The following is a 10,974-nucleotide window of genomic DNA, read 5'->3' as shown; positions in this document are numbered from 1 at the left end:
GAAATGACTCAGCGCCGATGATAGTGCGGATTCCCGTGTGAAAGTAGGTCATCGTCAGGCTATTTACCCCGCGAAACCCTCCGACTCCCATGAGTCGGAGGGTTTTTGCTTTTGCAGCGTGCAGTATCTGCGCATACGGTTGCGGTCGCGAAACCTGGCGAATTCTCGCGCTCGCGGCTTGTTTTGGAGCGGGGTCAGACGCAGCGAATCATCTCGCCATCGATTGTTAGCGCGCCAGCGCGGGCCAGCTCCTCGATCAATTCCCCAGACCAGGCCTTTGCTGATTTGCCGCTGAAATACTGCCGCCACATGTTGATGTGAATGGGCGTGTGATCCAGCCAGCTCAACAGGTCTGCCCGGGTGATTTCACCCAGCTCCAGCATGTGGAACATGAGCAGGGCCTTGGCAGCATGCCTCGCATGCCGATCAGGATGCTGACGGAAGAAGGCCAGGCGGCTTCGTGCCTCATTCAACGCGGCGCTCACATCTGTGAACGCGGCACCATGACCAGGGATGACGAGACGCACGGGAAGCGATTCAATCAGGTCGAGACTTTGCTCGACCTCGTCAAAGCCCGGCTTGCCATCGATCTCAGGAAAGACGATACCGAAACCGTGTTCCCACAAGGCATCGGCCGAGATCAGCACACCTGCGTTCGGCTCAAACAGAAGCACGGCATCCGGATCATGTCCGGGTGAGGCCATCACCTGCCATTCGCGTCCCGCCTGTTCCAGTACCGAGCCTGGCTGCAGGATGCCGGAGGCCTTGAAATGCGGACATTGCTGACCTGTAGGCGCGTAGCTCAGCCCCGCCGCATCCCAAGCCTGCACAGCCTCGAACTGCCCCGGTGGGATCCACACGGGACAGCCGTGAGTTTCGGTCAGGCGCGCATTACCCCCGCAATGGTCTGAATGGAGATGGGTATTGACGATCAACCGCAGCTTCTCACCCGCAGCATCAAGCGCATGTCCAACCAAGGCCTCTGTCTGCGCCGCATGCGTGCAATATCCGGTATCAACCAGCACCGCGCCGCGCGGATCAGCAAGCATCAGGATCGAGTTCGACGACAGCCACCCGCGCTCCAGGACCCGCAGGTCAGCTGGCAGCAGTGCGGCCGCTGCCGCGCTCATGGCGCGCTGCTGCGTAGCTCGCGACGAAGTATCTTGCCGACGTTGGTCTTGGGCAGGTCGTCACGGAACTCGATGTACTTGGGCCGCTTGTAGGCGGTCAACTGCTCTGCACAGAAGCTGGCCAGATCCTCCTCGGCCAGCGTCGGGTCGCTCTTGATGACGAAGAGCTTCACTGCCTCGCCCGAGCGTGCATCGGGGATGCCGACGGCCGCGCATTCCAGTACGCCAGGGTGCATGTTGACGACCTGTTCGATCTCCGTCGGATAGACGTTGAAGCCCGACACCAGAATCATGTCCTTCTTGCGGTCGACGATGCGGACATAGCCTTCGTCGTCCATCACGCCGATGTCGCCGCTCTTGAAAAAACCATCAGCCGTCATGACGTTCGCGGTCTCGTCCGGGCGCTGCCAGTAGCCGGCCATTACCTGTGGGCCGCGGATGCAGATTTCGCCGCGTTCGCCGAGTGGCACGTCGTTGCCATCGTCATCGCGGATTGCGATGTCGGTGGAGGGCATGGGCAGGCCGATGCTGCCGTTGAAGCTTGCGATATCCATGCGATTGATCGTCGCCACGGGCGAGGTTTCGGACAGGCCGTAACCCTCGACAACAGGGCAGCCAGTGATCTTCAGCCACTTCTCGGCTGTGGCCTGTTGCACCGCCATGCCGCCGCCGTTGGAGATCACCAGCTCGCTAAAGTCCAGCCGCGCAAAAGCAGGGTCATTGGCCAGTGCGTTGAACAAAGTATTGACCGCCGGGAACAGGTTGACGCGGTACTGGCGCAGTGTGGCGATGAAGCCGGGAATGTCGCGCGGATTCGGAATCAGTAGGTTCATCATCCCCAGCCGCGCACCCAGCATGTAGCAGGCCGTTAGCGCGAAGATGTGATAGAGCGGCAGCGCGCAAACCGTGGTCAGCGCCTTGTCGCCGAGCTTGCTGGTCATGGGCTTGAACCAGGCCTCGGCTTGCAGGATGTTGGCAACGACATTGCGATGCAGCAGCGTCGCTCCTTTGGACAGGCCCGTCGTGCCACCTGTGTACTGGAGAAACGCCACGTCCTCTGGCCCGATCTCGACGCGCCGCAATTGGCCGCGGTCGCCTTCTTCCAGCGCCTTGTTGAAACGCAGCACGCTGCGGCCTTCGCCTGTCGGCAGGCGGTACTCGGGCACCATCTTCTTGACGTGGCGCACCGCGAAGTTGATCAGGGGGCCGCGCCACCAGCCCAGCAGGTCGCCCAGCGACGCGAGCACCACGTGGCGCACCGAGGTCGCAGCAATCACCTCTTCCAGCGTGGCCGCGAAGTTCTCGAGCACGATGATGGCTTCGGCGCCCGAATCCTTCAATTGATGTTCCAGCTCGCGCGGCGTGTAGAGCGGGTTGACGTTCACCACGGCATAGCCGGCGCGCAGGATGGCAGCGATGGCGACCATGTACTGCAGGACGTTGGGCATCATGATGGCGACGCGCGTGCCTCGCTCCAGGCCCTTGCTCTGCAGATAGGCGCCCAGCGACTGGGACATTCGGTCCACGTCGGCAAACTTCAGTCGCTGCTCCATGCAGGCGGCTGCGTCGCGCGAAGCGTACTTGCGGAAGGCCTCCTCCAGCAGCTCGACCAGCGAGTGGTAGCCATCAGTGGCCAGTTCGGCCGGAACCTCGGGGGGGTAGCTTTTCAGCCAGGGCTTCGTCGCTGCGTACTGCACCATGTCTCCAATCGTTGTTTGTATTTCTCTTGCTGGACTGACATGGTCGGGAGCGCGGCCAGAGGCGCCTAGGGCAATTTCCCTAGGGGATCGTCACCGGCGGGACAGAGATCGTCTGGCGCGCACTCAAAAAGTGCGCGGGCCAGCGCTTCCTCGCGCGATCGCACAGTGCTCAGAAACTCTTCTGCACCGCGCATTTCGCGAAAGGTGTCAAAGCCCGATTCCAGAAAATGCTGCAGCTCCTGCATGCCAGCAGCGCTGGCCGGGCCTCGCATCATTCGCAAGGCCTGGCGCAGGAAAGGCTTGCGCGTGTAGGCCTCCAGCGCCTGGCCGATGGCAATGGTCAGCTCGATTTGCTGCTGGCGTTCCTTGGCCATGCCGCAGGCCTGCCAGGCCTTGGCATAGTTGCGCCGATTGACACTGTGTCCAACGTCGATCAGGCGGCCCATCTGGCTGTCCAGCCGCTCCGACAGGGCATGCAGCTCGGCCAGATGCGCCACTGTGCGCACGACCTCGCGGGGGAACAGGCGCGCAAGCGCAGGCACAACGCGCGCAAACTGCGCATCGCGGCGGCTGAAGTCACCGGGTCCGTAGAGCTCTTCCAGGAAGAAGCGTGCCGCGTACTGGTAGCGCGAGCTGGCCAGCAGGTCGGCATAGCAGTTGGCAAAGCGCTGCTGCTGGTAGGCCTTGATGGCCTCCACGCGTGCGCTCAGCGCTGGATTGGCGGCACGATCACGCCGCTCTGAGTCGACGACCTGGAGATAGCCCAGGATGGATTTGGCGTTGCTGTCTTCCATGCTTGGGCCATTGTGCCCGCCCCTACACTGGGGCCGATGAATGCTCGCCTGCAACGCCTGGGACTGCTGATACGGACTTTGTTGGGCCTCTCGGGCGTTGCCCTGGGTTGGAAACTCGGAGGCTGGTCGACGGCACTGTGCCTAGGCCTCTTCCTCGGCAATCTGCGCAGCGTGAGCATGCTCTCGCTGTTCCTTGCACTCGCCGTCATCAACCGCCAGCACCGCCCCGGCGCCTTCAGTCTGCTGCAGGCCTGGTGGTGTGAGGCCTGGGCGCTTGAGCGGAGCTTCGGCTGGCGTCAGCCGTTTGCTTCGCAGTTCCACGCGGACTTCCTTCCCGCGGCGACGGGCGCTCGCGGGGTACTGCTGCTGCATGGATTCAGCTGCAATCGCGGGCTCTGGAATGACTGGATGCCGGAGCTGCGCCGATTTGGCCTTCCTCACATCGCGCTGACGCTTGAGCCGATTCATGGATCCATCGACAGCTATGCCGAGGCTATCGAGCAGGCCGTGGTTCAGCTCGAGACTGCGACAGGCCAGCCACCACTTCTGCTTGCGCACAGCATGGGCGGCCTGGCATCGCGCGCCTGGTGGCGCAAGTACGGGCGCGATGGTCGCGTCCACGGCCTGGTCACGCTTGGGTCACCGCATGCCGGCACGGTGATGGCCTTCGGCGCGCCCATGCTCAATGCTCGGCAGATGCGCCACGGCAGTTCCTGGCTGCAAGCGCTGTCGCAGGACCTGAACCAGTTGCCCAGCGCGCACTGCTTCTTCAGCGATTGTGACCAGATCGTCTGCCCCGCCGAGACAGCCACCTTGCCTGGCGCGCGCAATGTGTTCCTGCCGGGGCGAGGCCACCTGCAATTGGTCGACGACCCGCAGGTTCGCCGCGAGGTGCTTGCCTTGCTGCGGGAGAACTGAGCGCCAGTCACCCGACGTAAAAAAGCCCCGGATCATGCGATCCGGGGCCCCTGGTCTGCCCATACAGCAGTGCGACCAGTCCCTCGTCAGGCCTTGGCCCTCACGCTTCGGCCTTCAAGACTCCTCGGCGAATCTGGTCGAGCTCGATGCTCTCGAACAGTGCCTTGAAGTTCCCCTCTCCAAACCCTTCATTGCCCTTGCGCTGGATCAGCTCGAAGAAGATCGGCCCGATCACTTCCTTCGTGAAGATCTGCAGGAGCAGCTCATGCGGCGCGCCCTCGTGTGCGGCGCCGTCGATCAGGATGCGCAGTTCGCGCAGGCGTTCCAGGTCTTCACCATGCTGGGGCAGGCGCTTGTTGACCAGGTCGTAGTAGGTGGCAATGGTGTCCTGGAAGACGACGCCGGTCTTGCGCATGCCTTCGACCGTGCCGTAGATGTCGTCGGTGCCCAGTGCCACGTGCTGGATGCCTTCACCGCTGTACAGGTCGAGGTATTCGGCGATCTGGCTTTTGTCGTCGCTGCTCTCGTTGATCGGGATGCGGATCTTGCCGCAGGGGCTGGTCATGGCCTTGCTCTTCAGGCCGGTCAGCTTGCCTTCAATGTCGAAGTAGCGCACTTCGCGGAAGTTGAAGAAGCGCTCGTAGAACTCGGCCCATTCCTTCATGCGGCCACGGAACACGTTGTGCGTCAGGTGGTCGATATAGGTCAGGCCATGGCCAACCGGGCTCGCATTCGCCGGCTTGCCTTCGGCATCGCGCAGGGGCACGAAGTCGACGTCATAGATGCTGATATTGCCGATCTCGCCGACCCCCGCTCCGTTCTTGCCCTGCCAGCGGTCGACGAAATAGATCAGCGAATCGCCGATGCCCTTGATCGCCGGGATGTTCAGCTCCATCGGACCGGCCTTGTTGTCAAAGCCCCAGGCGCCCAGTTCCAGTGCGCGCTTATAGGCGAAGCCGGCGTCCTTGACGCGGAAGGCAATGGCGCAGATCGAAGGGCCATGCAGGCGAGCAAAACGCTGTGCGAAGGAGTCGTGCTCGGCGTTGATCAGGAAATTCACGTCGCCCTGGCGGTACAGGGTGACGTTCTTGTGCCGGTGCTGTGCCACGGCAGCGAAGCCCATGGTCTCGAACAACTGGCCCAGGGCAGCAGGATCAGGGGCGGCGAACTCGATGAACTCGAAGCCGTCGGTGCCCATCGGGTTGTCCCAGGGTGTGAATGCCATCTCGTGAATCTCCTGCTGTCTAGCGGTCTTGAGCTAGGGCATGACTGTAGGGGGGCGGTATCGCAAGAATCCTGCTATTTCAGGCGCAGCATCTGGCGGCGGCGCAGGATTCCTGCAAAACTATCGGCCATGTATGCAGGACATCAGCTGGAAACCATAGATCGGCGCATTTTGAGGGCGCTGCAGATCGACGGGCGCGTGACCTATGACGCGCTCGCTGCGGAGGTCGGCCTTTCGCCTTCAGCGGTGTTGCGCCGCGTACGGAGGCTGGAGGAAAGTGGCGTCATTTCCGCCTATGTGGCCCTGGTGCCGCCTGAGAAAGTCGGGCTGGGCCTGACCGCGTATATCAATGTGCGGCTCGAAAAGCACACCGAAAGCCACAAACGCAATCCGATGGACCTGTTCCGCGCAGCGGTTCAGACCTGGCCGGAAGTGGTCGAGTGCGCGGCGCTGACCGGCGACATGGACTACCTGCTGCGTGTGCTGGTGCAAGACATGGCGCACTACGCCCGCTTCATCAGTGAGACCCTGCTGAAGCATCCCAGCGTGCAGGACTGCAGGACCAGCTTCATGCTGGACCGCGTCAAGGGCACGACGGCCGTCCCGGTCTGAGCGGGACTCAGTCGAACTCGTGAAGCAGCCGCTCGGTGGCGGCGAGGTCGAGATTCATCAAGCGGCTGATGTCGCGGATGTCGTCCGGCAGGGCGGCGTTGCCCCAACCGTCGGCAGAGTGGCGGGCCAGGCGAACCGCCAGGCGGACGCTCAGCACGCGCGCGTCGTTGCCGTGCTTGTCGTCAGTGATCTGGGCCAGCAGCTCGGGCAGGCGCCAGGCCTGCATCAGTGACTGTTCCAGATCGTCGAGCTCGATGTTCAATACCGCGCGCTGAACTTCGGCGCTGCGTAGCGTGCTGTCGGCCCGCTGGCGCCGGAGGATCTCCAGCGCCAGATCGGGCGCATGCACCCACAGCAGCATCTCGGCGAAGTCGTGCAGTAGCGCGGCGCTGTAGATGACCGCCGCATCGGGGTCCATGCGATGAGCGGCAAAGCCAAGCGCAAAACGTGCCGAGCGATCAGCGCGGCGCAGCACACGTTCCAGTCCTTCCAGGGCATCAGGCCGATCAGCCAACACTGATTCGACCGTGGGCTGAGGCCCGAAGGCGCGGAAGAAGGGCGGGATGCCCATCAGCACCAGCGCGGCGGTGACTGTTTCTGCATCAGTCACCAGCCGGCTGCTGCGGTGGGCGGCTGCGTAGGCCAGTACTTTGAGCGTCATCAGCGGATCGGTCGCGATCAGCTCACCCAGCATGTTGGCGTCGACTTCGTCTTCGTTTGCGCGCAGTTCTTCAAGTGACTCGGCGGTCGCCGAGAGCACAGGGATTTCGACCTGGCGGAAATAGCCGGTCCAGCGGGCCAGGTCTGGCAAGGCCTGGCGCAAGGGGGCGGCAGAGAGAGGCTGGGTCATTGCGCAGGGCAGGGAGCTTGGCTTGATCGTATATCGGCACCTGCGCTCCCAGCTTGAACGTGGCCACCAGCAAGACCATGACCCCCATGAATTGCTTCACGGCTGCTCCCGGTTTGCCTGTCGGCCCGGCAGCGGCCCGGGAACGTAGAGCGCGCCTTCTGGTGCAGCGGCTTCAGCGTAGAAGGCCAGCTCAGCAGGGACGCTGCGGTGCGGGCGCATGCCTGTGAAGGCTTGGCCAGCGATGCGGAGTAGCTTCGCGAAGCGATGCTTCCAGGCCTCGTGTGTGTCGGCTGGGGCGGGTGCGCCCCTGAATTCGTCCAGTCTCAACATGATGGGTCTCCTTGGCGACCCCGGCGTCTGAGTGTCCTGGGGTCGTCGATCTGTTCATGGGCCGCGATCGGGCTGTCCGAGCTGCAGCAATTCCTTTTGCAAGCGGGTTTTGGCCTGATGGCGTTGTTCGCCAGCGCTGTGGCGGCCGGCCTGGCGCATCAATGCATGCGCGACCAGCGGATTGCGCGGTTTCTTCAGGCGCAGCGCATTGGGGCGGGGCGAGGTGAACTGGGGCATCTGAGTCTCCTTGTGCGGGCCGGGGCTCGCTGTGTTGGGTGTTGGCTTGCCCATGCGGCAGCGCCACTGTGGGCGCGACAGCGTTTCGGGAATGCAGCGGCTCCAGGGGCGAGCCGGTCAATCTGGGTGCAGGCCCGGGTGCCGGCTGGCGGCGCGGGCGGGTCCTGCGGCAAAGGGGTACTGCGTGCCGGGATCGCGCCGCTGCTGGCGCGCCGGTTCAGGCGCGTTGCAGTGAGGATCTCAGCCGGGCAGGCCCCGGGTTGATGATGGGAGGTCTTGCTTCGTCACGGTGAACCAGGCCGCGACTTGCGCAGATGATAAACAATTGATTATCTTGCGCAAGTACTTTTTATCTAACTTGATAAACAAGTTAGGGAGGCACCGTCAGCGCTTCTTGGGCTTCAGGGGCGCGATGCCCTGCTGCAGGCGGCGCCATTCATCGACGTCGGATGCCTGCCCGCTTGGGGTGCTTCTCGTGGCCGGCGGCGGCAGGGGCTTGCCGGCTGCCGCTGCGATTGCTGCTGGGCTTGCGGCCAGGGAGGACCCGCCGGAAGCGGCTGGCGTCAGCACTTCGCCCAGCAGATCCAGCAGCCGCGTGCGGGCGCGTTGGGGGTGTCGGCGATAGTAGGTCAGCACCAGGCCGACGATGAAACGCTCGTCATCGTCTTGCGGCAGATTGGGCAAGTTGTCTTGCTCAGCCAGAGCAAGGCCGGCCTGAGCCTGATGCTCCTGGTCCATCCAGCCTGGAGGCTTGTGGCAGAGCTGCTCGAACTGGCGCGCCAGGCGTTCGCCGATCTGGCGCGAGCGGCTCTTGATCTGGCTCCAGTAGCTGGGCTGGATCTGCAGGCGTTCGGCAAAACGCCGCTCCAGGCCGCGCAAGGCTGCGGCATCTGGATGCTTGATGGTGGCGGAAACAAACTCCTCGAACAGGAGGAGGGCGTTGTCCAGACGGATCTGGGCAACGTCGCGGTGCGCGGATGACATGGGGCGCAATGATAAAGCTCCCTTGACCAGGAGCTTATTCTTCCTCCTGCGTGCGGTGCGCCGCCACCAGCGCTGCCTGCGTACTGGGGGGCACCGGCTCGTAATGCGAGAGCGCCACTGTATAGCGGCCCTGGCCACTGGTCATCGCGTTCAAGCGGGTCTGGTAGCTCGCCAGCTCGGCCAGCGGCGCCAGGCCTTGCACATTGATGATGCCGGGCACATTGGAGCGCGTGCCGTTGACCTGGCCGCGCCGAGCGGCGAGGTCGCCGGTGATATCGCCCATCGCATGCTCCGGCGCGCTGATCTCGATCTGCACGATGGGCTCCAGCACCAGGGGCCGCGCCTCGCGCACCGCAGCCATCAAGGCGCGCTTGCCGGCTGTGAAAAAGGCTATTTCCTTGCTGTCCACAGAGTGGTGCTTGCCATCGAATACGGTGACCTTCACGTCCACCAGCGGGTTGCCCGAGACCACGCCGCTGTCCAGCGCCGCTCGCACGCCTTTCTCGACCGCGGGCATGAACTGGCCCGGAATCGTGCCGCCCTTGACGGCATCGACGAACTCGAAACCCGCGCCGCGCTCCAGCGGCTCGATGCGCAGATAGACCTCGCCGAACTGGCCCGCGCCGCCCGATTGCTTCTTGTGGCGGTAGTGGCCTTCGGCCGGCGAAGACACGGTTTCGCGGTAGGCGATGCGAGGCGGCTGCGTGGTGACCTCGAACTTGTAGGTCTCGCGCAGCCGGTCCAAGAGCATGCGCAGATGCAGCTCGCCCAGGCCATAGACCACGGTTTCATTGGTCGTACCGGTACGCTCGACCTTGAGGCAGGGGTCCTCGTCGATCAGGCGGCCGAGGATCTCCCACATGCGCTGCTCGTCGCCATGGCGCGTCGGGCTGATGGCCAGGCCATGCACGGGCACTGGAAAGTCCAGCGGCTTCAAGCGGATGTGTTCGTCTTCCGGCGCGTCGTGCAGCACCGCGTCGTAATGCAGTTCATCCACCTTGGCGATGGCGCAGATGTCGCCCGGCAAGGCTTGCTCGATCTCCACATGCTCCTTGCCCTGCAGCATGAAGAGATGGCTGACCTTGAATGGCTTGCGTGCGTGGCCCACCAGCAACTGGGCGCCGCGGCGCAATGTGCCCTGGTGCACACGCATGATGCCCAGCTTGCCGAGGTAGGGGTCGGCATTGATCTTGAAGACATGGGCCAGCACATGGGCCTGTGGGTCCGGTGCAGCTTGCAGTGGCACGGCGTCCGACCCCTCTCCGACCAGGAATTGAGGCGGGTTGCCTTCGCTCGGATTGGGCAGCAGGCGCTCGACCACGTCCAGCAGTTCGGCCACGCCGGCGCCCGTGCGGGCCGAGGTGAAGCAGACCGGGATCAGGTGGCCCTCGCGCAGCGCCTGTTCCAGCGGTGCGTGCAGTTCGCGCGCATCGACATCGCCTTCGTTCAGGTAGCGATCAACGAAGTCGGCATCGACCTCCACCACCTGCTCCACCAGTGCCTGGTGTGCCTCGGCGACCGACGAGAAGTCGGCATCGCCCTCGCGGCTGAAGAAGCAGTCCTGAACGCGGCTGCCCTTGTCGGCGGGCAGATTGAGCGGCAGGCACTCGCGGCCGAAGGTCTCGCGCAGCTGGGCCAGCAAGGCGGGCAGCTTGACGCCGGGCGCGTCGATCTTGTTGATCACGATCAGCCGGCACAGGCCGCGCGTGGCGGCCGTCTCCATCAGCCTTGACGCCATCAGCTCGATGCCGTTCTGCGCATTGATCACGATGATGGCTGTGTCTGCGGCCTCCAGGGCTGGCAGTGACTGGCCGGTGAAGTCGGGCGCGCCGGGGGTGTCGATCGCGTGGATGCGGATGCCGGCATGCTGCATGTGGACCAGGGAGGCCTGCAGCGAATGCTGCATCCGCTTCTCCAGCGGGTCGTGGTCGCTGACAGTGTTGCCGCGCTCCACGCTGCCTGGGCTCAGGATGGCGCCCGCCTGATGCAGCAGCGCCTCCACCAGGCTGGTCTTGCCCGCGCCGGCCGGTCCGACCAGGGCCACCGTGCGGATGGCCTCCAGGTTGCCGCCGGCGCTGCCTGGGCTGCCGTTGCTGGCGCTCCCGCGGGAGCTGTTGCTGGGGTTGGACATGGTTGTGCTCCTTTGTCTGCGTACCCGAGCTGCTGCGGGCGCGAAGCCCGGCTTTGTGCGGTC

At 64.0% G+C, this 10,974-nt stretch carries 10 protein-coding genes; 2 read left to right on the top strand and 8 right to left on the bottom strand.

Going from position 1 to position 10,974, the window contains the following annotated elements; genetic code table 11:
• Nucleotides 1–194: 194 nt before the first annotated feature.
• The 3 genes from V3596_RS18750 to V3596_RS18740 all read right to left on the bottom strand — a co-directional run bounded on the left by V3596_RS18750 (nt 195) and on the right by V3596_RS18740 (nt 3,624).
• Complete coding sequence (locus tag V3596_RS18750) at nt 195–1,130, bottom strand: MBL fold metallo-hydrolase (protein WP_334279330.1); 936 nt, start codon at nt 1,128–1,130, stop codon at nt 195–197.
• Nucleotides 1,127–2,830 (bottom strand): long-chain-fatty-acid--CoA ligase, encoded by a 1,704-nt coding sequence (locus V3596_RS18745; RefSeq protein ID WP_334279329.1) that lies wholly within the window; start codon nt 2,828–2,830, stop codon nt 1,127–1,129. The genes V3596_RS18750 and V3596_RS18745 overlap by 4 nt, the downstream gene beginning before the upstream one ends.
• A gap of 65 nt (nt 2,831–2,895) precedes the next feature.
• Complete coding sequence (locus V3596_RS18740; RefSeq protein WP_334279328.1) at nt 2,896–3,624, bottom strand: DUF8198 family protein; 729 nt, start codon at nt 3,622–3,624, stop codon at nt 2,896–2,898.
• A 36-nt stretch (nt 3,625–3,660) separates the two neighbouring features.
• Between V3596_RS18740 and V3596_RS18735 the strand changes: the two genes are divergently transcribed.
• Nucleotides 3,661–4,542, top strand: coding sequence for an esterase/lipase family protein (locus V3596_RS18735; RefSeq protein ID WP_334279327.1), 882 nt, complete (start codon nt 3,661–3,663; stop codon nt 4,540–4,542).
• Between the two features lie 100 nt (nt 4,543–4,642).
• Here the strand turns inward: V3596_RS18735 and hppD are convergent, their stop codons facing one another.
• A complete protein-coding gene (gene hppD, locus V3596_RS18730) occupies nt 4,643–5,767 on the bottom strand; it encodes a 4-hydroxyphenylpyruvate dioxygenase (protein WP_334279326.1) in 1,125 nt (374 codons plus the stop codon).
• A 129-nt stretch (nt 5,768–5,896) separates the two neighbouring features.
• Between hppD and V3596_RS18725 the strand changes: the two genes are divergently transcribed.
• On the top strand, nt 5,897–6,379 hold the full coding sequence (locus V3596_RS18725; protein ID WP_334279347.1) for an Lrp/AsnC family transcriptional regulator: 483 nt from the start codon (nt 5,897–5,899) through the stop codon (nt 6,377–6,379).
• Nucleotides 6,380–6,386: 7 nt separating this feature from the next.
• Here the strand turns inward: V3596_RS18725 and V3596_RS18720 are convergent, their stop codons facing one another.
• The 4 genes from V3596_RS18720 to fusA form a co-directional block, all read right to left on the bottom strand.
• Entirely contained in the window at nt 6,387–7,229 is an 843-nt protein-coding gene (locus V3596_RS18720) for an HDOD domain-containing protein (protein ID WP_334279325.1), read from the bottom strand.
• A gap of 384 nt (nt 7,230–7,613) precedes the next feature.
• A complete protein-coding gene (locus V3596_RS18715) occupies nt 7,614–7,796 on the bottom strand; it encodes a hypothetical protein (RefSeq protein ID WP_334279324.1) in 183 nt (60 codons plus the stop codon).
• A 384-nt stretch (nt 7,797–8,180) separates the two neighbouring features.
• On the bottom strand, nt 8,181–8,780 hold the full coding sequence (locus V3596_RS18710; protein ID WP_334279323.1) for a hypothetical protein: 600 nt from the start codon (nt 8,778–8,780) through the stop codon (nt 8,181–8,183).
• A 34-nt stretch (nt 8,781–8,814) separates the two neighbouring features.
• Nucleotides 8,815–10,911 carry an elongation factor G gene (gene fusA / locus V3596_RS18705; protein WP_334279322.1) on the bottom strand — a complete coding sequence of 699 codons (2,097 nt, stop codon included), beginning with the start codon at nt 10,909–10,911 and terminating at the stop codon, nt 8,815–8,817.
• Between the last annotated feature and the right edge of the window lie 63 nt (nt 10,912–10,974).

The sequence above is a fragment of the Roseateles microcysteis genome, assembly GCF_036880965.1.
Lineage (GTDB): Bacteria > Pseudomonadota > Gammaproteobacteria > Burkholderiales > Burkholderiaceae_C > JAUASW01.
The sequence above is the reverse complement of the archived record's forward strand: the minus strand, read 5'-3'. Positions and strand labels throughout refer to the sequence as shown.